Below are 23,190 nucleotides of genomic sequence, written 5' to 3' on the forward strand. Positions count from 1 at the left end.
TCGAGCTTGATGCCGTCCTCGACGAGCTGCCCCAGCACGTGCTCCACGACGAACTCGCGGATGTCGGGCGCGAGCAGCGACTCCAGGTCGATGTCCGAGGCGTGCTGCGAGGAGACGACGACCGTGTCGAGACGGACGGCCTTGTCGCCGTCGTACTCGATGGTGACCTGGGTCTTGCCGTCGGGACGCAGGTACGGGATGGTCCCGTTCTTGCGGACCTCGGTGAGCCGGCGGGAGAGCCGGTGCGCGAGGTGGATCGGCAGCGGCATCAGCTCGGGGGTCTCGTCCGACGCGTAGCCGAACATCAGGCCCTGGTCGCCGGCGCCCTGCTTGTCCAGCTCGTCGCCCTCATCCCTCCGGGAGGCACCCTCGACGCGCTTCTCGTACGCGGTGTCCACGCCCTGTGCGATGTCCGGGGACTGCGATCCGATGGACACCGACACGCCGCAGGAGGCGCCGTCGAAGCCCTTCTTCGAGGAGTCGTAGCCGATCTCGAGGATCGCCTCGCGCACCAGCTGCGCGATCGGAGCGTAGGCGGTGGTGGTGACCTCGCCGGCGATGTGGACCTGGCCGGTGGTGATCAGCGTCTCGACGGCCACGCGGGCCTCCGGGTCCTGGGCGAGGAGCGCGTCCAGGACGGTGTCGCTGATCCGGTCGGCGATCTTGTCGGGGTGTCCCTCGGTCACGGACTCCGAGGTGAACAGACGTCTGGTCGCGGTGCGGGTCATGTCAGGCAGCCTTCACAAGGTTCGTCTCGGCCTCGCGGGCGGTGCGCACCCCGAGGAGGGAGCGGTACAGGAGCAGCGCGGCGACACCCGCGGTGGCGTAGAGCAGGCTCATGCCGACGGCGGGGACGAAGGCCCCGAGCGTGACGCACAGGGCGGCGACGAGCAGGCCGACGCGCGCGTTGAGGGCGTAGGCGGCCATGTACTTGGTGCGGGCCTCGGGGTCGATGAGGTCGGCCAGCAGGGCCTGGCGCACCGGGACGCTGGCGATCTCGCCGACGGTGAGCAGCACGGCGGCGGCGATCAGCACCCAGCCGGAGTTGCTGACGGCCCAGATCATGTAGCCGACGACGAAGACGGTGATCCCGCCGTACAGCCGGGTGCGTTCGCCGATCCGCTCGAGGAGGGTCTTGGCTGCGAGGATGAGGGCGACGACCAGCGCGGCGTTCACCGCGCGCAGGACGCCGAGGATCGCCGTGCCGTCGACGTCGAGGCCGAAGGACCCGACGGTGAGGAGGGTCTGGCGGGGGAACTCGTCGGCGAGCCGGACGGCGATGTAGTAGCCGATCTGCATCTCGACGGCCGCGATCAGCGCGGCGGCGGCCAGCTGCCGCAGGAAGACCCGGTCACGGGCGACGGCGAGATAGCCGCGGACCATCGCGGCCGGGCCGGACGCGCCTGGGGCACCGGTGCCGGGTGCGGTCTCGCTGATCCACCGCCACATCACCGTCGTGGTCAGCAGGCAGAGTACGGCGGCGCCGGTCAGCAGCTGGAGGAAGTGCCCGTCGTACAGGAAGCCTCCGAGGAGCGCGCCGACGGTGAAGGCCAGGTTGATGGACCAGTAGTTGATCGTGTAGACGAGCGGTCGGTTCTCGGGGGTGGAGACGTCCACCATCATCGCGTCGGCCGCCGGGGTGGCCAGCTGCGAACAGCAGGTGTTCAGCAGGAACAGTCCGAAGGTCGCGGGTCCCGAGCTCCACCAGGGCGAGTTGGCGAGGGCGAGGAGAGCGAAGGTGAGGGTGGCGCCGAGTTCGCCGGCCACCATGACCGGGCGTCTGCCGTGGACGTCGGCCAGGTGGCCGCCGAGGAAGTTGGCCGCGATGCCCGCCGCCGCCACGCAGACCATGAGGGCACCCGCCACGGCGGCGCCGTACAGGCTCGCGAGGTGGATGACGAGCAGCGGCATCAGCATGACCGAGAGGAGCCGCTGGACGAAGCCGACGCCGAGGCGGAGGCGGATGTTGGGGTGCAGGGAGCGCAGGGTGAGGGCGGGCCGCGTGTCGTCCGTCGCCTTCTCCGCCTCCGTCGTGCTCATCGCAGGCTCCGCGGCGGGCGGATGTCGTCGGCGAGCCGGCCGCCCTTGCCCCAGTGGTCGGGGGCCACATCCCTGATGATCACGGTGACGGCTTCGTCTGGGCAGCCGGAGACCCGGGTGACGACATCGGTGATGCCGGCCACGAGGTCTCTGCGGCTCTCTCGGTCGTTGCCCTGCCACCAGTTGACGGTGATCACCGGCATGTCAGCGGTCCTTTTCTGCAGAAGACGGCGAAGAGCGCGGAATACGTTTCCAGGGTGCGGGGCACAGGCGCGGCGGCTCGAGAATCTCCCGCTGTCGACGGGTCGGCAAGCGGCGGCCGGGCAAGCGGCACGACTTGAACAAGTCGTCGATTTTCCCGGACCCTTTTTCCGTGGTCGCAAACGTCGAGTTGGTGAAGTCGCGACGCAATTCCAGGATGCCTTGCCGTCGATTTCCGGCCGTGGTGTGATCAGCGCCGTCCTGCCCGGCTGGTCCCGTCCGATCGCAGCCGGGTGTTCTCCCGTGACGGGACGGCCTGGCGCGCCCGACGCCCGCGCGGCCCCGCCCGTCACGGGAGCCCTGGACTCCCGACCCGCTCGGAAGGAATGCTGGTGTCCCTCTTCGACCTACGCAGGATCGGCGGCAGGATCGGCGCGGAGGTGATGGGCGTCGACCTCTCCACCGAGCTGTCGGACGCCGTCTTCCGGCAGATCCACGACGCGTTCCTGGAGCACAAGGTCCTGTTCTTCCGTGACCAGGACATCACCGACGCCCACCAGCTCGCCTTCGCCGCGAGGTTCGGCCCGCTCACCGCCCCGCACCCGATGATGCGGACGATCGACGGCACCCCTCAGGTGATCCCGGTCGACGGGGAGGACCAACGCGCCGACCACTGGCACACCGACATCAGCTTCACCACCGCCCCGTCGCTGGGCACGAGCCTGCGCAGCGTGGTGCTGCCGCCCTACGGCGGGGACACGATGGTCGCGAACGCGGCCGCCGGGTACCGGGACCTGCCGGCGGAGCTGCGCGCGGTAGCGGACGGTCTGTGGGCCGTGCACACCAATCACGCGGAGCAGCCGCGGCTCGGAACCGAGCGCGGCGAGAAGGTCAGGGAGGCGTTCCTGGCCCGCCGGTTCGAGGCCGCGCACCCGGTGGTGCGGGTGCACCCGGAGTCGGGTGAACCGAGCCTGTTCCTCGGCGGTTTCGCGCAGTGGCTGGTCGGGATGACCCCGCGCGAGTCACGGCCGATCATCGACGTGCTGCAGTCGTACGTGCGGCGCCCGGAGAACACCGCGCGGTGGTCCTGGCGTCCCGGCGACGTGCTGATCTTCGACAACCGCAGCACCCAGCACTACGCGGTCAACGACTACGACCGCCATCAGCGGGTGCTGCACCGGGTGTCCGTCGACGGCGACGTGCCGGTCGGTCTCGACGGCAAGCGCAGCTACGCTCTGCGGGAGGGCGAGTGAGCACCGCGCCCGAGGAGTTCGCTGCGCGGCTGCGTCGCCGGGAGCCGCTGGTCGGCTACTGGATCGCCCTGGACAACCCTGCCGGGACCGAGCGGATCGCCGGTCTCGGCTACGACTACATCGGAGTCGACGGCCAGCACGGCGTGCTGCACCAGCCCGGCTGGCAGTCGGCGATGCTGGCGATCGACGCCCGTGGCCGGTCCGCCGGGGCCATCCGGGTGCCGTCGCCCGACCCGGTCGCGATCGGCGTCGCCCTGGACACCGGCGCGCGCGCCGTGATCGTCCCCATGGTGGAGACCGCCGAGCAGACCAGGACCGTGGTCCGGGCCTGCCGGCACCATCCGGCGGGCACCCGCAGTCTGGGTGGTCCGGTCCGGGCCGAGGTGCGGCTCGGGTCGGTGCCCGCCGAGATCGACGAGCAGGTCGCCTGCATCGTGATGATCGAGACGGCGGCCGCGCTGGACGATCTGGAGGCCATCTGCGCCACCGAGGGCCTGGACGCGGTGTACGTCGGTCCCGCCGACCTGTCGGCGGCGCTCGGCGCGCGCTTCTTCGGCGACCCGGCGGCGGCGGACGCGCTGGAGGCGGCGCTGGTGCGGATCAAGGACGCTGCCCGCCGCAACGGCATCGCCTGCGGCATCCACGTCCTGGACGGCGAGAACGCCGCGAAGCGGCTCGCCGAGGGGTTCACCTTCGCCACCGTCTCCAGCGACATCACCCACCTTCAGCAGGCCGCCGCCGCGCATCTGGCCGCGGCCCGCGGCCTCGGCACGGCCTGACCGCACGTCCGGAGAGGGGAAACCGTGACGACAGAGCTCAGCACGCGGGCGTCGGCCGGGTCGGTGGACGACCTGGTCGGACGGACGCCGCTGCTCGACGTGCCGCTGCCCGGACTCGGCGCGTCGGTGCGGCTGCTGGCCAAACTGGAGATGACCAACCCGCTGTCCAGCGTGAAGGACCGGGCCGCGCTGTTCATGATGCGGGCGGCAGAGGAGGCCGGGCTGCTGCCGCCGACCGGCGGCACCGTCATCGAGTGCTCGTCGGGCAGCACCGGCATCTCGCTGGCCGCGCTGTGCGCCCGGCGCGGGCACCGCTGCGTCATCGTGATGCCCGACAACGCCACCGAGGAACGGCGCCTGATCCTGCGCGAGCTGGGCGCCGAGGTGCACCTCGTGCCGGCCGGGGACGGGCTGATGGCCGCCTGGGCGTACGCCGAGGAGCTGCAGCGGACCGTGCCCGGCTCGTGGGTGCCGCACCAGGACCGCAACCCGGCCAATCCGGCGGCGCACTACGCGACCACCGGGCCGGAGATCTGGCGGGCCCTCGGCGACCGGATCGACATGCTGGTGTGCGGGGTCGGCACCGGCGGCACCCTCACCGGCACCGCCCGCTATCTCAAGGAACGCACCGGGCTGCACGTGGTGGCCGTCGAGCCGGCCCGCAGCGCCGTGCTGTCCGGCGGCGAGGCCGGACCGCACGGCATTCCCGGCATCGGCGCCGGATACGTCTCCGAGATCACCGACCTGTCCCTGGTGGACGAGGTCGTCGCCGTCGCCGACGAGGCGGCCGCGGCGACCACCCGGGAGGTCACCCGCGCCACCGGCGTGCCCGTCGGAGTCTCCTCCGGGGCCGCCGCCTGGGCCGCCCGCACCGTGACCGCCCACTCCCGCTGGGCGGGCGCGACGGTCGTCACCGTCTTCCCCGACAGCGGGGAGCGCTACCTGTCGACGGCCCGCTGATCCGTCGTCTCCTCACGAAAGACAGGCAGACATGTGTCGGATCTTCGGTTACTTCAACGCGGCGGCGACGCCGCACGAGATGCGCGCCGTCGCCGCCCTCCAGCGGCATGGTGGCCCCGACGCCACCCGGACCGCGCGGGCCCCCGGCTGGGGCCTCGGCAGCAACCGGCTCGCCGTCGTCGACCTGGACGGCGGGGAGCAGCCCTACGGCCGAGGCGGCCGAGTGCGGGTCGTGTTCAACGGCGAGATCTACAACCACGAGGAGCTGCGGGCCCGCCTGGTGGCGCGGGGCCACGACGTCCCCGACCGCTGTGACGGCTCGGTGCTGCCGGCGCTGTACCTGGAGTACGGCGAGGAGTTGACCGACCACCTCGACGGCATGTACGCGCTGGCGCTGGTCGACGAGCGCGGCCCGGTGCCGCGGCTGCTGCTGGCCACCGACCACATAGGGATGAAGCCGCTGTACCTGCGGTGGGACGCGGCGGAGCGTTCCCTGCGCTTCTCCTCCGAACTGCCCGCGCTGTTGGGCTTCGGCGGGACCGGCGCCCGGGTGCGGGAGTCGGCGCTCGACGCGTACCTGGTGACCAGGACGCCGTTCGGCACGCGGACCGTGTACGAGGACGTGGACGTCCTGCCGCCGGGCACCACCTGGGTGTGCGAGCTCGGTGGCACCCCGCGGGTGCGTCGGCGGCCCGCCGACGTGGCCGAGGGACCGGTCCCGGACGGCTTCACCGCGGCCCGACGGGTGCGCAGGACGCTGCGCACGGAGGTGGGTCGGCTGCTCGTCGCCGACGTGCCGGTGGCCCTGATCACCTCCGGTGGTCTGGACTCGAGCCTGGTGACGGCGCTCGCCTCCGAGCGGGGGCCGGTGGACACCTTCAACATCGCCTACCGGGGAGCGTGGCCGTTCGACGAGCGGCGCTTCGCGCGGGAGGTCGCCGAGCGGGCCGGGGCGGCACACCACCAGGTGGAGATCGATCCGGCGGACTTCCCCGCGCTCCTGCGGGACACGGTGTGGCATCTGGGCCAGCCGAACGCCGACCCGATCGCGCTGAGCACGTACGCGCTGTTCCGGGCGGTGCGCGAGGCCGGATTCACGGTGGCGCTGACCGGTGACGCCGCCGACGAGGTGTTCGGCGGGTACGAGCGGATGCGGGTGGCGGCCGAGCGGTCCGCGGCGGGCGAGGAGTGGTCGGCGGGGTATCTGGACGCGCTGTCCGCCGCCCCGGTCGCGCTGCGGGCGCGCCTGTACACCGACGACTACCGGGCCCACGTCGCAGCCGATCCGGCGCTGCCCGCCGCCGTCGTGGCCGACCTGGTTCACGGCCCCGGCACGGTCCTGGACCGGATCACCCGGTTCGAACTGGAGCAGCGTCTGCCCGCCTACCACCTGCGCCGGGTCGACCACCTGAGCATGGCTTCCTCGGTCGAGGCACGGGTGCCGTTCTGCCAGCGGTCGGTGATCGCGCTCGGCTCGGCGCTCGCGGACCACCAGCGGATCCAGGGCGGACAGGTCAAACGGACACTGTACGCGGCGGCGGGGGGGCTGCTGCCGGAGCGTGTCCTCAGCCGTCCGAAGCAACCGTTCACGCTGCCGGTGACGGCGATGCTGCGGCCGGGCACCTCGCTGTGGGAACTCGCCCGGGACCTGCTGGCGACCGGTCGGCTCGGGGAGCGCGGCCAGGTGGACGGCGCGGCGGTCGAGGCGCTCTTCACGGCGCAGGCCGAGCGGCCGGACGACGGCGCCGCGCTCGCGCTGTGGGCGCTGCTCGCCTACGAGGTGTGGCACGAGCAGTTCCGCCGTCCGGTGGCCCTCCCCGAGATCGCGCCGGTGGCGCCGGACGGGCCGCGGACACTGGCGGTGGCGGCGTGATCGGCCATCTCGCGTACGCGGCGGGCAGCCCCTGCCCGACTTTCGTGCTGGACGCCGGACGGTTGCCGCAGGACGACGAGGCGCTGCTCGCGCACCTCGCCGAGGCCCGCCGCTACCTGGTGTCGGCCGGCGGCGCGCATGTGCTGAAGATCGCGCTGGTGGAGCCGTCCGCGCACCCCATGTTCGATCTCGACTACCGGTTCGTGCAGGCGCTGCCCGGCGCCCCCGACCGGTTCGACCTGCGGGGTTCGTGCGGTCATTCGATCCTGTCGGCGGTGGTGGCCGCGGCCCGTTCGGGAATGCTGCCGCGGCTGGTGCCGGGGGCGCGGATCCGTGTCCAGGTGCTCAACAACGGCGACAGCGTGGTGTGCGAGGTCGACCGGGTGGAGCGGGACGGGGCCGCTTTCACGGTCACCTTCGTGCAGTCGGCGCCGGTGCCGTTCGGCGAGCTGCTGCCCGCCGGGACGCCCCGTATGCCTCTGGTGGTGGGCACCGACCGGACCGAGGTGTCGCTGGTCGCGAGCGCCAACGCGTACGCCTTCGTGGACGCCCGCGACCTCGGGGTGCCCGACCAGGCGGCGCTGTTCGGAGCGGGCGACGAACTCCTGGGCCGACTGGAGGCGTTGCGGGAGATCGCGGCCGACCGGCTGGGCTGGGCCAAGGACGGGGCCTTCCCGAAGATCGCGGCGGTGCTGCCCTCCGAGGACGGCGGGATCGCGGCCCGGGCCGTGACGGTGCCCGGCTGGCATCCGTCGATCGCGCTGACCGGGGTGGTGTGCCTGGGGACGGCCGTACGGATCCCGGGCACCGTGCCGTGGCGGATCGCCCGCGAGAACGGGGCAGACACCGGGCTGTTGGAGATCGCGACGACGGGCGGCCGGACGGCCGTCACGGCGGTCACGGCGGCGCCCGGCGCGGCCGACGGCGAGGGCGCCCTGCTGTGGGCGACCGTCGCACGCAAGAGCGTCACCTTCCAGGGTTCGTTCGTTCTGACACCCCTGAGCCATCTGCAATTCGAGGAGGTCGCCCAATGCCTGGCGTTGTCGGGGGCGGCATGAGACCGCTGTTGACGGCCGAGCTGCGCGCCCGGTTGTCCGAATCCGCCGACACGACCGATCCGGCGGGTGAGCCGGACCGTCAGGTGCTGGCCCAGCTGCGTGCGAGCGGCCTGCTCGGCACGGCCGTGCCGGTCCGGCACGGTGGTGCGGGCGGGGACGCGGCGGCGGTCAACCGGGTCGTCGCGGAGATCGCCGCCGTCAATCCGTCGGTGGCGATCGTCGCGTTCCAGCATTTCGCCGTAAGTGCCAGGATCTCCGAGTGGGGCACCGAGGAGCAGCGGGAACGCTGGCTTCCGGGGCTCGCCGACGGAAGTGTGCTGGCGGCTTCGGCGTGGAGCGAGACGGGTGCGGGGGCGGCGAAACGGAACCTGTCGAGCACCGGGACACGGCTCGCCGACGGGCGGTGGCGACTGGACGGCGCGAAGGCCTTCGCGACCGGCGCCGGGGTGGCCGACGCCTATCTGGTGCTGGTGCGGACGGCCGCCGAGGCGCCGTCGGTGGCACCGGGCGGGTACGGATCAGACGGGCAGACCTTCTTCCTGGTCGGTGCGGACACCCCGGGTGTGGTCCCGGAAATCGGTTTCGGTCTCGCCGGCATGCGTGGTTCGGCGACCGGTCTGGTCGCACTGGACAACTGCGTGGTCGCGGACGCCGACCGGCTCGGGCCGGCCGGCGGGGCCGCCTCGGTGATCGCGGGTGTGCGGGAGTCGGGCGCCAGCCTGGGTGCGGTGTCGGTGGGCATCGCCCAGGGCGCGTTCGACCTGGCCGTACGGCACGCGGAACACCACGGGCTGCTCGCGCTTCCGACCGTGCGGCACCGGCTGGTGGATCTGGCGACCCGCCTTGAGGCGGCGCGGGCCGTGGTGGACCGGGCGGGGGCGCGTACCTCGGCCGATCCGGGTCTGACGACGCTGCACAGCAAGCTGCACGCGAGCGTGGCGGCCGAGGAGATCTGCCTCGACGTGGCGCGGATGCTCGGCTCGGCCGGGTACCGCGACGGCGCGCGGATCGTGCGGCTCCTCGCCGACGCGCGGGGCATCGCGTTCATGGGTCCGACCAACGACCTGTGCCGGGACCTGGTGGCGGCGTCGTGGACGGGCTGAGAGCGGTGCCCGACCTCGTAATCAGCGGTCGCAGGCTGGTGACGCCGGACGGGGTGCGCGCGGGCCATGTGCTGATCACCGGTGGGCGGATCACCGCCGTGACCGGCGTCGACACCGCGCCGGCGCACGTCGAGCGGATCGACGCGGGCGACCACTACGTGCTGCCCGGCCTCATCGACTCCCATGTGCACTTCCGCACGCCGGGTCTGACGTACAAGGAGGACTGGGAGCACGGCAGCCGGGCGGCGGTCCGCGGCGGTGTCACCACCGTGATGGACATGCCGAACACGGTGCCGCCGACGCTCGACCCGGCCGCGGTGGCCGAGAAGGCCCGGCTGGTGGCGGGCCGTTCACTGGTGGACATGCGTTTCCACATCGGGCTCGACCCGGCCAGGCCCGAGCTGCTGGCGGAGCTCGATCCGGCGGTGGCGACGAGCGCGAAGGTGTTCATGGCGGGCCATCACACGGCGCCGACGGTGGTGCGCGACCCGGTGGTGCTGGAGCGGGCGTTCGCCGCGGCCGCCGAGGGCGGGGTGCAGCTGGTCCTGCACGCCGAGGACGACGACCTGTTCGCGCTGCTCGACGCCTGGTGGGGCGATCCGGGCAGCTATCTGGAGTACGAGCGGCGCCGCCCGCGCACCGGCGGCATCGTCGCCGTCGCCAAGGTCATCGAACTGGCCCGGCGGTACGGCACCGCCGCGCACATCCTGCACCTGTCGAGCGCCGAGGAGGCCGACCTGGTGTGCGCGGCGCGGGCCGCCGGGTACCCGGTGACCTTCGAGGTCACCGGCCACCACCTGTCGTTCACGGACCAGGACACCCGCAGGCTGGGGGCGCGCACCCGGCTCTCGCCCTCGATCCGTGGCCAGCTGGACCAGGACCGGCTGTGGCGGGCGCTGGTCGAGGGACACACCACGACGCTGGGCAGCGACCACGCGCCGCACACCGTCGAGGACAAGACCCGCTCGGTCGCCGACTCGCCGCCGGGGCTGCCCGGCGTGCAGGAGCTGGCGGTCGCCGTGTGGACAGGGATGCGCCGCCGCCGTCCCGACGAGGATCCGGACGTGGCGGTGACCCGCCTGGTGCGGCATCTGTCGCAGCTGCCCGCCGAGTTGTTCCGGCTGCCAGGCAAGGGACGGATCACGCCGGGCGCCGACGCCGACCTGGTGATCTTCGCACCGGACACGCCGTGGATGCTCTCGGCGCACGACGTGGAGAGCAAGTGCGGCTGGTCGGCCTACGAGGGCTGGACGTTCACCGGCCGCGTCGAACGCACCCTGCGGGCCGGGCGGACCGTGTGGGACGCCGCGTCGGGGACGTTCGGCGCATACGACGGCCGACTGCTCGGGGCGGCCCCGGCCTTCGGGGACACGGGCCCCGGGGACACGGACCTCCGGTCCGCGACGACCTGGGACACGACACCGACGGCGGCGTTCGCCGCACGGAAGGGATGACATGATCAGAAAACGGTCCGTGGTGGTGGCGGGCAGCGGGATCGGAGGACTCGCGGCGGCCGCGGGCATGGCCGCGCGCGGCCTCGACGTGACCGTCGTCGAACGGGCGGGACGGATCGGCGCCAAGGGCTCGGGGCTCGTTCTGTACCCGAACGGGGTGCGCGCGATCGACGCGCTGAGTGAACGTCTCGGGGCCCGGATCCGCGACGTCGGCCACGTCACCCGGCGCGACGAGGTGCGGATCGTGATGGAGGCGGACGGCACGGTGCTCGCCGAGGAGCAGATCGGCACGTCGGCGGCAGCGCTGGGCTCCCCGCAGATCCCGGTGCTGCGCACGGCGTTGCACCGGGCCCTGCTCGACGAGGCGCTCTCCGCCGGCGCCGCCGTCCGCCTCGCCACCGCGGTGACGGACTACATCACCGGCCCCGATCAGGTCACCGCCGTCCTCTCGGACAGGCACACCATCGACTGCGACGCGCTGATCGCCGCCGACGGCATCCGTTCGACGGTCCGGGCCCAGATGCTGGGCGACGGGCCGCCGCGCTACCGCGGCTACACCTCGGTGCGCGGCCGGACCAGCGGCTCGGCGCTCGGCGCGCGCGGGCACGTGGTCAACGGCCGGGGCATCCAGCTGTTCGTCGCCCCGGTGGGCGGCGACACCCTGTACTGGACCGCCAAGATCACCGCGCCGCCGGGGGTGTGGCCCGCGCTGGGACCGGACGGGGCCCGGGCGGCGCTGATCGAGGCCATGGACGGCTGGTACCCACCGGTCGTCGACCTGGTGCGCGAGGCCGTTCCCGAGGACGTCGTCGTCACCGACATCCACGACCGCGACCCGGTCGACACCTGGGTCGACGGCCGGGTGGCGCTGCTCGGCGACGCCGCCCACCCGATGGTCCCGGCCCTCGGCCAGGGCGCCAACATGGCCCTCGAGGACGCGCTGGTGCTGGCCGAGGCGCTGGCCTCGGCCGCCGAGGTGCCCGACGCGCTCGCCGGCTACGCCCGCGAGCGCGCGCCGCGCGCCGGGGCCGTCGTCCTCGCCTCCCGCCGTCAGGGCTCCCTCGACCAGGGCGCCGACCGGGCGGCCGAAGAACGCCGCAACGCCCATGTCCGTTCCGCCGGCCGCAAGGACCTGGCACTCACCGACGTCCTGGGCTGGCAGCCCGGCGACCGGGGCCCCCAACGGCCCGCCGGGCCGTCCTCTCCGATGACCACCCTCCGTCCGAAGAAAGGGCCTTCCGCCATGTCGGCACCGCACATCGTCCTGATCAGCGGATCGCTGCGCCAGGGATCCACCTGTGACCGGGTGGCCGACTGGTGCGCGGAGCGCTGCGCCGAGCAGGGCGCCTCCGCGCGGGTGTTCACCGGCGCGGAGATCGACTTTCCGGCGTACCGGCCGGGGCTCGGCACCTCGCACGCGGCGGTGGCCGGGTTCCTCGGCGAGCTGCGGGCCGCCGACGGGGTCGTCCTGGTGTCGCCGACGTACCACGCCACCCTCTCGGGACTGCTGAAGAACGCCCTCGACTACGTCAACGACATCGACGGCCCGGTGCCTTACCTGGAGGGGCGGCCGATCGGCACGGTCGCGGTCGGGGCGGCGGCGCAGGGTGCGGTCTCGACGCTGACGACGCTGCGCACCATCGGGCACGCGCTGCGGGGCTGGCCGACGCCGGTGGGGGTGGCCGTCGACCGGGTGCCGGCGGCCGACACCACCGGTGAGGAGCCCGCGCCGGACACGGCGCGGCTGCTGCAGATGGTGTCCCAGGTGGTGTGGCTGGGCAGCATGCGGGCCGCCGAACGGAAGACGGTCCTGGGGGCCGTCGCCTGAGTGCGACAGGCGGGTGGGGACTTCCCGGGCGGGAGCCGGCCGGGAGCGGCGAGGAAGCCGCGGAGAAACACAGAGAAGCGCAGAGAGAAGGAGAGGGTTCGATGTCGTCGTCCCCCGAGTCCGCCGTGTCCGGCGGGTTCCGCCCGTTTCCCGCCCTGCTGGGGCCGGTCTGGCGTGACGCCAACGTCCGGTCGGGGCCGTCCCTGGACAGCCCCGTGATCCGGCTGCTGCTGCCGGACGCGGCCGTCGGTTACGAGGCCGAGGGCTGGTCGCCCGGTGACGAGGTGGTGGAGGACCAGCACCGGGACGGGGTGATCACGAGCGCGATCTGGTTCAGGCTCGCGATCGGTGGCTGGTCCAGCGCGGTCAACTTCGAGCCGGAGACGGTCGCGGTGGTCCTGGCCGACGCCGCACCCTCCCCGAGCGGGAGCCAGGCTCCCTGACGGGGGGGCCGGGTGCGGCGGCGCCACGGACCGCGCGACGTCGTCAGCCGGCCGGTGCTCAGGCGAAGGTGATGCGCTGGCCGCCGCCGACGCCCTGGGAGTCGCCGAGGCCGACCTGGCAGGCGGTGACAGCGCAGTCGACCGTGCCGGACGGGGTGCCCTCGGCGCCCTTCACGGCCTGGAAGACCTTGTGCACGGTGAACTGGGCGCTGAGGTTGCCCTGGGCGTCCGCGGTGATGTCGACCACGGTCGACGGGTCACAGCCGTAGTCGCCGGAGACGGCGATCTCGCACTGGGCGACGTGGTAGAGGGCGCCCGGGGTCAGGCCGGTGCCGTTGACGGTCACCGTGGCGCCGTCCGCGAGGCCGCCGGCCGGGGTCACCGAGACCACCGGGGCCGCGGCCATCGCGGCGGGCTGGAAGGCGACGGCCAGGCCGGTGGCGAGGGCGGCGGTGGCGCCGACGCGAGCGATGAGGCCGAGCGTGTTCTTGACGGTCATGCGGAAACTCCAGAAGGTGAAAGAAGGGGAAGCGGCCGCTCCTCTTCCGGGCGGCCATCAACGAATTTAGTGATCTTGAGGGGCCCTTACATCTTCGAGGTTGCTTCATACAACTCACCCAAAAAGGAACATACTTGAGCGATACGGCTACGCGACGGCAGTCATCGTCGCGCCGGAGGCCCAGCCACGCAGCCGCACCCGGTCGGGCTTTCCGCTTCCGGTCCGCGGCAGCTGCGGCATCACGCGGACCGCTCGCGGACGGGCGTGCGGGGGGAGCGTGCGGCGGCACGCCGCAGCGACCCGGGCGGCCACCGCCCGGTGGTCGGGATCCGCGCTCTCCACGAACGCCCAGACGGTGTCGCCCCGGTCGCCGCAGTCACCGCCGCCCCGGACGCCCACGACCGCCGCGTCGAGGACCCCTGCCGCGGCGCGTACCGCGTCCTCGACGACGGTGGGGGCCACGGTCTCGCCGTGCACCAGCAGCACTTCCTTGATCCGGCCGCGGACGGTGAGCCAACCGTCGGCCGTGACCGCACCGGTATCGCCCGTGCGCAACCAGCCGTCGGCGGTGAACACGGTGCGGTCGAGGCCGCCGGTGGCCGGATCGAGGTAGCCGAGCATCAGGCTCGGGCTCGCCACCTGGATCTCCCGGTCGGGACCGCCGAGCCGGGCCCCGACGCCGTCCAGGAGCCGCCCGACGGTGCCGGGGCGCAGGTCGCCCGGGGCGTTGAGGGCGACGTTCGGGCCGGCCTCGCTGAGGCCGTAGCCGTCGTGCAGGGGCGCCCCGGTGACGGCGAGGAAGTCGGCGTACAGGGCGGGTGTCAACACGTCGCCGCCGCAGCCGCGGATCCGCAGGCCCGCGAGCAGCAGGGCCGCCTTCGGGTCCCGGGCGGCCTCGGCGGCGAGCATCCGGTACATGGCGGGCACCCCGTCCAGCGAGGTGATGCCCTCGGTCGCGAGCCGGGCCAGGGTGGTCCGCAGGTGGAAGCCCGACTCCGCGTACAGGTGGGCGCCGGTGGCCCGCCACACCCGCAGCACGCTGTAGCCGTAGGCGTGCCGCAGCGGCAGCGGGAGCAGCAGCCGGTCGGCGTCGGTGACTCGCATGCGGGCGGCGGTGGCCCGCCCCTGGTGGACGAGGGCGGCGGCGGGGACGGCCACCGCCTTGGGGTCGCCCGAACTGCCCGAGGTCCAGAAGACGGCGGCGACCGGGTCCGGGACGTCGAGCGGCCGGGCGGCCCCGGCGACGACGACGGGCACCCCCGAGCCGGTGGCGCGGATCCGGGCCGCCGGGGCGATGTGCCGGGCCGGGGCCGTACCGTCGAGCAGCAGTGGGGCCCCGGCCGTCTCGGCGGCGAGCGCGGCGACGACCGCGGCGAGCGGATGGTCGCAGGCGAGCGCGACCGCCCGCCCGGGCCCCGCCCCGGCGGCGGCGAGCCCCCGGACGGCCTCGTCGACCAGCCGGGCGAGCCGGCCGGCGGGGATGGCTTCGCCGTCGACGGTCAGGCGGGGGAACGGGCGGGAGGCCTGGCGCGGGGCGGGTCGGGTGGAGTGGTCGGCGGCCGGGCCGGGAACCCGGGCGACCGGCTGTCCGGTGGTCGCGGTGGCGGAGCCGCCGGGGACCGGGGCGGGGGTTCCGGTGCCGGCCGGTCCGGGGCGGGGGGTCATGCCGCCGCTCCGGACGACGGGGGCTCGGGGGTCACAGGATCGGCGAAGAGCCGGCGGACGCCCACGGGGACGTCGGCGTCGTGGACGGGGACCGTGATGACGGTGATCCGGCCCGCGGTGTGCGCGTCGGCCGCGGCGGCGAGCGCGGCGGTGAGTTCCGCCGGCGTCGTGCAACGCACCGCGTCGCCGCCGAGGGCGCGGACGGCGGCGTCGGCGTGGGAGGGGGCGGTGAAGCGTGTGAGGGCGTCGGGGGCCCGCTCCTCGGCGCGGGCGAACCGGGGCCAGCCGTAGCCGCGGTTGTCCAGGACGAGGACGGTGAGGCCGAGTTTCAGCTCGGCCGCGGTGGGCAGCGCGGTGAGCCCCATCTCGAACGCGCCGTCGCCGCACACCAGAACCGTCCTGCGGGCCGGATCGGCGACGGCCGCGCCGACGGCGGCCGGGAGCCCGAAGCCGACCATGGTCTGCTCGCCGGGCGTGACGACCCGGGCCCCGTCGCCGACGGAGACCACCGGCCAGTGGTAGCCCCACATGTCGTGCAGCCCGTTCTCCTGGACGAGGGTGGCGTCGCGGCCCACCGACTCCTGGAGCAGCCGCAGCGCCTCGGGCACGGTCAGGGCCCCGTCCGTGTCGGCGGGCACGCCGCGGGCCCGCATCTCCGCCCGTACGGCGGCGATCTCGGCCCGGCGGGCAGCCGCGGCGGCTGTCTCCGGGGCCTGCGCCCCAAGGGCGTCGGCGAGCTGGCCCGCGACCACGGCGGCGTCGCCGAGCAGGGCGGCCTCGGGTTCCAGGGCGGACAGGAACACGGCCGGGTCCACGTCGACGTGGACGAGCGTCTTGTCGTCGAGCCCGTCCCAGCCCATCCGGGCGGTCTCCTCCAGGCGGGATCCGATCGCGAGGACGACATCGGCCTCGGCGAGCAGCCGGTCCGCCGGTGGCGTGGTGTAGAGGCCCACCAGGCCGCAGGCGAGGGGGTGTTCCTCGTCGAGGACCCCCCGCCCGGCGGCGGTGGTGAAGACCGGCGCGCCGAGCAGTTCGGCCAGGCGCCGCACGGCGGCGCCCGCGCCTGCGGGCTTGCAGCCGCCGCCCACGACGACGACGGGAAGGCGTGCGGCGGCGAGCAGCGCGGCGGCGCGGCGGACCTCCTCCGCGTCGGCGGCGAAGCGCAGGCGGCGCACCGGCGGAGCGGGGCGGCGCTCGGGCGCCGGCGCGCGCAGCACCTCGTCGGCGATCTCGACCAGGACCACGCCGGGGGCGCCGTTGACGGCGAGGTGGACGGCGCGGCGCAACGCCCAGGTCAGCTGACGGGGGTCCTCCACCAGAAAGGTCCACTTGGCCAGCGGGGCGGCCATGGCGGCCTGGTCGGTGTGCTGGAACGCGCCCCGGCCGATGCCGAGCGCGGGTACGCGGGTGGTGACGACGACGACCGGGGCGCCCAGCGAACCCGCTTCGAGCAGGCCGGTGAGGGCATTGGCGAAGCTCGGGCCGGAGTTGACGGCGAGGACGACGGGCCGTTCGGAGACGGCGGCGTGACCGATCGCAGCGCAGGCGCCCGCGCGCTGGTCGCGGACCCCGACGACGCGCAGGCCGGGCACGGCCCCGGCGGCGTCCATCAGACCGGGTTCGTCGGACGGCAGGCCGACGACGAGATCGCATCCGGCGTCCGCGAGGGTCCTGGCGACGACGTGCCAGGGATGGTTCTCGGTGCTCACGCTCACGGGGCGGCTCCTCATCGGTTCGGTGGAACGGGGCACGCGTACGGGGCGCGGGCCCAGGTGCGGGGATGTCGCGGTGGCCGGAAGCGCGGGCGGTCAGGGCTCTGTGCGGATCCGGGACCGGGGACCGGTACCGGGGCCGGCGGGCGGGCCCGCCTCGGCGGACAGCAGCAGGGGGCGGCCGGACACGGTGCCGTGGCGGCGGACGTTCCCGGCCAGCGGGCCGTAGCCGCCGAAGGGGCGGTTGCCGTCCTCGGCGTCGAAGGTGACGCGCTCCTCGCAGACCACGCTGGTCGCGATGCGCGACCTCCCGGCGAAGGCCGGTTCGCCGAACACCGAGGCGTACATGCCGCGGGCGGTCTCCTCGGCGGAGCCCAGCCAGCGGGCGACCTGGTCGGGCGCGTCGTACGCCATGGTGAGGACGACGGGGGAGAAGAACTCCGGCGGGTGGAAGTCCTCCTGCCACGGCAAGTGCAGCAGCGTCGGCTCGACGGTGTGCCGGGCGAGGTCGGTCCGGCCGCCGCGGACGGTGAACTCGCGGTGCGCGTCGAGGAAGGCGGCGGCGTCTTCGACGGCGTCCGGGTAGACCAACGGGGCGACCCGGGTAGAGGGGTCGCGCCGGTCGCCGACCCGGATGCCGGCCAGCGCGTCGGCGAGCCGCGGCACCAGCGCGCGGACCTGCGAGCGGTGGACGAGGACGAGGTCGGTGCACAGGCAGTCCTGGCCCGAGTTGTACAGCCGGGCGTCGAGCACGGCGCGGCACACGGCGTCGGGGTCGGCGTGGGGCCCGACGACCACCGGGTTGGGCCCGGAGCCGAAGGAGAGCAGCAGGGTCCCGGCCGGAAGCCGGGCGGCGACGGCCGCCCCGTTCTCCGGGCGGCCGGTGAAGACGACGGCGTCGGAGCGGGCGCAGTCGGCGAGGAACTCCCGCTGGGTGCAGGGGGTCATGACGATCCGTCCTGCGCCGAGCCGGCGCAGTGGCGGACCGAGGATCTCGTGGACGGCGAGCGCGGCGCGGGCGACCCGGGCCGAGGGGCGCAGCCGAATCTCGTCCGTGTAGAGCGAGGGGACGACACCGAACAGCACGTAGGAGTAGAGCAGGTTGTTCGACGGGAGGAAGGTGGCGAGGCGGGCGAGCCTCCGGGGGGAATTGCGGAACAGTTCCCAGGGGGCGCCCGCCAGCGCTCTCACGGAGCGCATAATTTCGTCGGCGGCTGCCTGCGCGGTGGCGACTTCGGTGAGTACCGTGAGCAATTCGGCGCGGTTTCGCAGAAGAACGTCGACGAGTTTCGGAACGACGTCACCCGCAGCGGCGTGAACCGGCTCGGGGGAATCTTCCGTTCGACCGTGGTGCCGCGGCGCGAGTGTGTCCACGCTCGCCTCGATGACGCCGCCGTACATGCGATCACCCCTTCGCAACCACCCTGAGCTCAGGGTTTGCTCACCGAAGCGTCTCGCAGGCGGCTGCGCCGTCGCATCTCGGTTCGTGCTGCGTTCAGCCGTGTTCAATCGTGGAGAGGGTCACCAAGCATTCTCGGAGAAGGACGTCACAGCTTTGGCAAGTAGCATCTCGGACTACGCCGGAACTCCCCCGTACCGGCGCCGGAATCCGGTCCGTCAGAGATGAGGAGGGGTGCTGTGAATACCAGAGAATTCCGTTCCACAGCATTCCTTTCACTGTCGGTACCGGATTCCGGGACCCGCCTGGGGGCAGGCCGCGGCCGACAGCGGCCCGCCACGGGCTCCCGGACGCTCCGGCCCGACCGCCGGACCCGATTTCCCAAGGACGGGAGGCACCTATGACCCCGCACGGGCAGCTCACCGTCAGACGCCCGACCGACGTCTCGCCGGACAGCCTGGTCCGCCTGATGCGCACCCACGAGAAGAGTCTCACCGGCGTGGCCACGTACACCCGTGAGGACGCCCTTCGCGCTGCCGGGCACCCCGGCTACGAGGAGAACAGCTGGTGCCTGACCGGCCCCGGCGACGAAGTGATCGCCTGGGCGGCCCTGACCCCGCGCGGCAACGAGCTCGACGCGGTGCTGACCGCGCTGCCCGGCCGGCACGGCGTGAGCGCGGCCCGCACCTTGCTGTGCCTGCTGCTGGACCGGGCCGACGCGCTCGCGGTGGAGAACGGCAGGCCGTACTCCGTCACCGTCGGCGACGTGCTGCGGGGCGACGAGGTGGTCCCGACGGTGCTGAAGGAGGCGGGTTTCGTCCGCGACGCCACGACCGGCCAGTACGACATCGACCTGACGGCGGACGCGCTGCCGATGGTGCTGCCCGACGGCGGTGCGGTGCGCGCGGCCGACCTCGACGACCCCGGCGAGCTCGCGGCCCTGCACGCACTGCACCGGCGCTGCTCGGCCAAGGGCCCAAAAACCGAGGACGCGGCGGTCTACGCCGCGGCACTGCGCAGGTCGCGGGACGCCGGTGGAGCGGCGCTGCTCCTTGAGGTGTCCGGTCGTCCGGCCGGCCACGTCCTGACGACCGGATCCGGGAACGAGGGCCGGGTCCTGGAGGTCGCGGTTGCCCCGGCCTTCCGCGGGCTCGGCGTCGGACTCGCCCTGCTGACCGCCGGGTTCGCCGAACTGCGCGCCCGTGGCGCCGTACGCGCCCTGACCACGCTGGAGACGGGCGACGTGCACAGGGCCGAGGCGTTCGTGCCCGTCTTCGCCGTGACGGGCGCACGGTCGCTCACCCGTTTCCGACTGGGCCCTGCCTGATCCGCTCGGGCTCCGGTGGCCGCCCCTGCGGCCTCCGGATGCCCCACCACGGCGAGGGACGCACTCCCGACCGAGTCCGTCCCGATGTCTGACACGACGATACCGACCCGCCCCCGCGCCGGAAGACGTCTGTCGGGACTCGGCGCTTCTTCGTGAAGTCGCCGCCCCGCCGGATGGCGACGGCCCCGTGCCGACTCACCGACCAGGCCCAGAACGGAGCCCCTGACATGACTCCCACCGGCGCACCCAAGCGGCTGCTGATGGTGATGCCCTACAGCCAGTTCGTCCGCAAGGCCGCCGAGGCGGGCTTCGAGGTCTGGGCGATCTGGGACCCCTCGCTGCGCGAGCGGGAGTACCTCGACGAGGTCGCCGAGCACGCGCGGGAGCTGCTGCTCACCGACTTCTCGGATGAGGAGGGGCTGCGCACCCTGATCGCCACGACGGTCCGCGCGCACGGCATCGGCCACGTGCTGCACCTCGGCGCGGAGGAGACGATGCCCCCGGCCTACGCCGAGGCCGAGGCGCTCGGCGTCTCGCCCAACCCGGCGGCCGCGATCGGGGTGCTCAACGACAAGGCGGCGATGCGCGAACTGCTCGCCGGGTACGGTCTCTCGGCGGTGCGCTCCGCATCCGTCGCGACCGCCGACGACGTGTCCGGCGCGCTGGCCGGTCTGCCGCTGCCCGTGGTGGTGAAGCCCGCCCGTGCCTCCGGCAGCCGGGGCGTCGCACTGATCCGCGACGCGGCCGACCTCGACGAGTGGACGGAGCGGGTCACCGCGGCCGGGCTGCCCGGACCGTACCTGATCGAGGAGTACCTGCAGGGGCCCGAGTTCAGCGTGGAGACCCTCTCCGCCGACGGGGTGCACCACGTCATCGGCATCACCGCCAAGCACACCACGGGCGCGCCGTACTTCGTGGAGACCTCGCACGTCCACCCGGCGCCGCTGGCCGACGCCGAACGGACCGCGATCCACGCGGTCGTCATCGGCCTGCTCGACCTGGCCGGCTACCGCTTCGGCCCGGCGCACACCGAGGTCATCCTCACCGACCGGGGTCCGCGCGTCGTCGAGTCGCAGACCCGGCTGGGCGGCGACCGCATTCCGCTGCTCATCGAGACCGCCTCCGACTACGACATCGAGGCCGCGATTTTCCGGACGCTGGCCGGTGAATCGGTGGAGCCGCCGCGGCCGAAGCACACCGCGTCCGTCGGCTTCTTCCTGCTGCCCGCCGGGGAGCTGCGGTCGGTGACCGGACTCGACGCGATCCGTGCCCTGCCCTACGTCCAGGCGCTGCACTTCCCCCACTCCATCAGGGACGTCCTGCCTGCCACCACCAACTCGTTCACGCGCCACGGCTATGTCGTCGTCGACGCCGAGTCGCCCGCCGAGGCCGCCGACCGGATCGCCCGGGTTCGCAGGCTGCTGCGCGTCGACGTCCGCGAGACCGCCCCGGCCGCTCCGAAGGGAACCCACCGATGAGCACCATCGAGCACGCTGCCCCTGCCCCCGTCCCCTCCTCCGCCCTGGTCCCGGCCGCGCCGACCGGCCGGAAGACCGTGCTGCTGATCGGGGGCGTCGACGCCCACGTGGAACGTTACGCGGCACTCGGCGTCACGACCGTACTGATCCAGCACCCGGACAAGGTCACCGAGTACCAGACCCGGGCCGCCGACGTGCTGCTCGTCGTCGACTACACCGACTGGGACACCGTCCGGCCGTTCGCCGAGGCCGCCCGGGCCGTGTACGGCGTCGACGCCGTCGTGTCGCTGACCGAGCCCGGGGTGACCCCTGCGGGCCGCCTCGGCGACCTGTTCGGGCTGACCGACGGGCGGCGTCACGAGGTGAGCCGCCGGATGCGCGACAAGTCGCTGATGCGCCGGCACCTCGCCGAGAACGGGCTTCCGGTGCCGCACGCCGCGCTCGTGGAGGGCCGGGAGTCGCTGGACGCGTTCGGCGAGCGGGCGGGCTACCCGTTCATCGTCAAGCCGGTCTCCACCACCGCGGGCTTCGGCCTGCTGCGCGCGGAGGACCCCGCGGACCTGGACCGGGTGTGGGCGCGGATCCAGGAGATGGACGGCGGCCGCACCGACCGAGGCTCCACCATGTTCACCGTCGACGGCTTCCTGATGGAGTCGTACATCGACGGACCCGAGTTCAGCGTCGAGGCGCTGAGCTTCGCGGGCCGCCACGTCGTCGTCGCCGTCACCGAGAAGTTGACCAGCGAGGAGCACTTCGCCGAGCTCGGGCACGCGGTGCCCGCGCGGCTCGACGCGGACGACCGGGCGGCGCTGACCGACGCGGTCGAGGAGTTCCTGACCGGGATGGGCGTCACCGACGGCCCCAGCCACACCGAGATCCGGCTCTCCTCGCGCGGGCCCCTCGTCATCGAGTCGCACAACCGGCTGGGCGGCGACAACATCGTGGAGCTGGTCGAGGCCGCGTACGGCATCGACATGATCGCGTATGGCACGGCCTGGCCGCTGGGCCTGGTCGAACCGCTCGCCGCCTCCCCCGAACCGAAGGGTGCCGCGGTGATGCGCGCGGTGGTGCGCGAGCCCGGCACCGTGACGGCCGTCGCGGGCCTCGACGAGATCAGGGCACGGCCCGACGTGCTCGCCGCGCAGGTCAACGTGGGCCCCGGCAACACCGTCCGGCCGCTGCGCGACAACTGGGACCGGCTCGGCAGCGTGGTGGTAACGGCCGCCGACACCGACAGCGCGATCGCACTGTGCGAGCGGCTGGTCGGCGAGTCCCTCCGGATCGACGTCGAACCGGCCGCCGCGGCGACCCCGGCCCTGGCCGCCTGAGCGACGGCCGCACCGAAAGGAGCCGACCCCATGACCGAGGAGACCGGACTGCTGCGGACCCTGGCCGAGGACCTTTCCGTCGTCGTCGCCCGGGACCCGTCCCTCACCAGCCGCCGCGAGGCGCTCGGCCACACCGGTCTGTCCGCCGTGTGGGCCCACCGCGTGTCCCACCGGCTGTACGGCCGGGGGATGCGCACCGCGGCACGGACGATCGCCCGGATCTCCCGGCGGCGGACCGGGGTGGAGATCCATCCCGGTGCGGTGCTGGGCCGACGGGTCTTCATCGACCACGGCGCCTCCGTGGTGATCGGCCAGACCGCCGTCGTCGGCGACGACGTGACGATCTACCAGCAGGTGACGCTGGGCGCGGTGGGCTGGTGGGCCGACAACCAGCGCCCGCCGGGCGCCCGCCGCCACCCGGTGGTCGGCGACGGCGTGATCCTCGGCGCGAACGCGACCGTGCTCGGCCCGGTGACCATCGGCGACCGCGCTCTGGTGGGGGCGATGGCGACGGTCACCGAGGACCTGCCGCCCGGCGCCCGGGTGTACGCGGCCCGCTCCGTGGTCCGTCCGGCGCCGGGGCCGCGGGCGGTGCCCCCGCTGGAGGCCGGACCCGTGTCGGCGGCCCCTACGGGCGCCGGGCCCGGCGCCCCGCCCGCCGCCGGCCGGACAGGCGGCCCCGTGGGCGCATCCGCGGGCGACCGGCCGCCGCTGTCGGTCTCCGACGCCGTACGGGAGCTCGCCTCGGCGGGCTCCTGGTGACCCCCGCGGCCGTCCCTCCCCCGTCCCC

20 protein-coding genes are annotated in these 23,190 nt (G+C 73.8%); 13 read left to right on the forward strand and 7 right to left on the reverse strand.

Translation table 11 applies throughout. From position 1 onward, the window contains the following. The 3 genes from ACFW2Y_RS17040 to ACFW2Y_RS17050 all read right to left on the reverse strand — a co-directional run. Positions 1–728, reverse strand: a 728-nt coding sequence (locus ACFW2Y_RS17040) for an S-adenosylmethionine synthetase N-terminal domain-containing protein (RefSeq protein WP_384879211.1), incomplete at its 3' end; no start/stop codon positions are given. A gap of 1 nt (position 729) precedes the next feature. Continuing rightward, entirely contained in the window at positions 730–2,040 is a 1,311-nt protein-coding gene (locus tag ACFW2Y_RS17045) for an MDR family MFS transporter (protein ID WP_384879214.1), read from the reverse strand. Next, positions 2,037–2,243 carry a 4-oxalocrotonate tautomerase family protein gene (locus tag ACFW2Y_RS17050; RefSeq protein WP_384879217.1) on the reverse strand — a complete coding sequence of 69 codons (207 nt, stop codon included), beginning with the start codon at positions 2,241–2,243 and terminating at the stop codon, positions 2,037–2,039. Before ACFW2Y_RS17050 ends, ACFW2Y_RS17045 begins: the two co-directional genes overlap by 4 nt. Positions 2,244–2,633: 390 nt before the next feature. On the opposite strand from ACFW2Y_RS17050, the gene ACFW2Y_RS17055 reads away from it, so the two are divergent. The 9 genes from ACFW2Y_RS17055 to ACFW2Y_RS17095 all read left to right on the forward strand — a co-directional run bounded on the left by ACFW2Y_RS17055 (position 2,634) and on the right by ACFW2Y_RS17095 (position 12,992). Further along, positions 2,634–3,494, forward strand: coding sequence for a TauD/TfdA dioxygenase family protein (locus ACFW2Y_RS17055; RefSeq protein WP_384879220.1), 861 nt, complete (start codon positions 2,634–2,636; stop codon positions 3,492–3,494). Beyond that, positions 3,491–4,273, forward strand: coding sequence for an HpcH/HpaI aldolase/citrate lyase family protein (locus ACFW2Y_RS17060; protein WP_384879223.1), 783 nt, complete (start codon positions 3,491–3,493; stop codon positions 4,271–4,273). Before ACFW2Y_RS17055 ends, ACFW2Y_RS17060 begins: the two co-directional genes overlap by 4 nt. Positions 4,274–4,297: 24 nt before the next feature. Next, entirely contained in the window at positions 4,298–5,233 is a 936-nt protein-coding gene (locus ACFW2Y_RS17065) for a PLP-dependent cysteine synthase family protein (protein ID WP_384879226.1), read from the forward strand. A gap of 31 nt (positions 5,234–5,264) precedes the next feature. Beyond that, entirely contained in the window at positions 5,265–7,106 is a 1,842-nt protein-coding gene (gene asnB, locus ACFW2Y_RS17070; protein WP_384879229.1) for an asparagine synthase (glutamine-hydrolyzing), read from the forward strand. Next, positions 7,103–8,164, forward strand: a complete 1,062-nt coding sequence (locus ACFW2Y_RS17075; protein ID WP_384879232.1) for a PrpF domain-containing protein — start codon at positions 7,103–7,105, stop codon at positions 8,162–8,164. Before asnB ends, ACFW2Y_RS17075 begins: the two co-directional genes overlap by 4 nt. Continuing rightward, the gene (locus ACFW2Y_RS17080) at positions 8,161–9,267 is read left to right on the forward strand and encodes an acyl-CoA dehydrogenase family protein (protein ID WP_384879293.1); all 1,107 of its coding nucleotides are present in this window, start codon (positions 8,161–8,163) and stop codon (positions 9,265–9,267) included. The genes ACFW2Y_RS17075 and ACFW2Y_RS17080 overlap by 4 nt, the downstream gene beginning before the upstream one ends. 5 nt (positions 9,268–9,272) lie before the next feature. Then, complete coding sequence (locus ACFW2Y_RS17085) at positions 9,273–10,721, forward strand: dihydroorotase family protein (protein ID WP_384879235.1); 1,449 nt, start codon at positions 9,273–9,275, stop codon at positions 10,719–10,721. A 1-nt stretch (position 10,722) separates the two neighbouring features. Next, positions 10,723–12,549 (forward strand): NAD(P)H-dependent oxidoreductase, encoded by a 1,827-nt coding sequence (locus ACFW2Y_RS17090; RefSeq protein ID WP_384879238.1) that lies wholly within the window; start codon positions 10,723–10,725, stop codon positions 12,547–12,549. Positions 12,550–12,650: 101 nt separating this feature from the next. Beyond that, positions 12,651–12,992 carry a hypothetical protein gene (locus ACFW2Y_RS17095; RefSeq protein ID WP_384879241.1) on the forward strand — a complete coding sequence of 114 codons (342 nt, stop codon included), beginning with the start codon at positions 12,651–12,653 and terminating at the stop codon, positions 12,990–12,992. A 58-nt stretch (positions 12,993–13,050) separates the two neighbouring features. Here the strand turns inward: ACFW2Y_RS17095 and ACFW2Y_RS17100 are convergent, their stop codons facing one another. The 4 genes from ACFW2Y_RS17100 to ACFW2Y_RS17115 all read right to left on the reverse strand — a co-directional run bounded on the left by ACFW2Y_RS17100 (position 13,051) and on the right by ACFW2Y_RS17115 (position 18,122). Continuing rightward, on the reverse strand, positions 13,051–13,491 hold the full coding sequence (locus tag ACFW2Y_RS17100; RefSeq protein ID WP_384879245.1) for an enediyne antibiotic chromoprotein: 441 nt from the start codon (positions 13,489–13,491) through the stop codon (positions 13,051–13,053). A 147-nt stretch (positions 13,492–13,638) separates the two neighbouring features. Next, a complete protein-coding gene (locus tag ACFW2Y_RS17105) occupies positions 13,639–15,156 on the reverse strand; it encodes a class I adenylate-forming enzyme family protein (RefSeq protein WP_384879248.1) in 1,518 nt (505 codons plus the stop codon). Continuing rightward, complete coding sequence (locus tag ACFW2Y_RS17110; protein WP_384879251.1) at positions 15,153–16,871, reverse strand: thiamine pyrophosphate-binding protein; 1,719 nt, start codon at positions 16,869–16,871, stop codon at positions 15,153–15,155. The genes ACFW2Y_RS17105 and ACFW2Y_RS17110 overlap by 4 nt, the downstream gene beginning before the upstream one ends. 93 nt (positions 16,872–16,964) lie before the next feature. Further along, positions 16,965–18,122 (reverse strand): aldehyde dehydrogenase family protein, encoded by a 1,158-nt coding sequence (locus tag ACFW2Y_RS17115; protein WP_384879254.1) that lies wholly within the window; start codon positions 18,120–18,122, stop codon positions 16,965–16,967. 545 nt (positions 18,123–18,667) lie between these two features. Between ACFW2Y_RS17115 and ACFW2Y_RS17120 the strand changes: the two genes are divergently transcribed. The 4 genes from ACFW2Y_RS17120 to epsC all read left to right on the forward strand — a co-directional run bounded on the left by ACFW2Y_RS17120 (position 18,668) and on the right by epsC (position 23,162). Further along, positions 18,668–19,594, forward strand: coding sequence for a GNAT family N-acetyltransferase (locus ACFW2Y_RS17120; protein ID WP_384879257.1), 927 nt, complete (start codon positions 18,668–18,670; stop codon positions 19,592–19,594). 227 nt (positions 19,595–19,821) lie between these two features. Further along, entirely contained in the window at positions 19,822–21,072 is a 1,251-nt protein-coding gene (locus ACFW2Y_RS17125; RefSeq protein ID WP_384879261.1) for an ATP-grasp domain-containing protein, read from the forward strand. Next, positions 21,069–22,400, forward strand: a complete 1,332-nt coding sequence (locus ACFW2Y_RS17130) for an ATP-grasp domain-containing protein (protein ID WP_384879264.1) — start codon at positions 21,069–21,071, stop codon at positions 22,398–22,400. The genes ACFW2Y_RS17125 and ACFW2Y_RS17130 overlap by 4 nt, the downstream gene beginning before the upstream one ends. Before the next feature lie 30 nt (positions 22,401–22,430). Further along, positions 22,431–23,162: a serine O-acetyltransferase EpsC gene (gene epsC / locus ACFW2Y_RS17135; protein ID WP_384879267.1), complete on the forward strand. Its 732-nt coding sequence runs from the start codon at positions 22,431–22,433 to the stop codon at positions 23,160–23,162. Positions 23,163–23,190 lie beyond the last annotated feature (28 nt).

It is taken from the genome of Streptomyces sp. NPDC058877 (assembly GCF_042742855.1).
GTDB lineage: Bacteria > Actinomycetota > Actinomycetes > Streptomycetales > Streptomycetaceae > Streptomyces.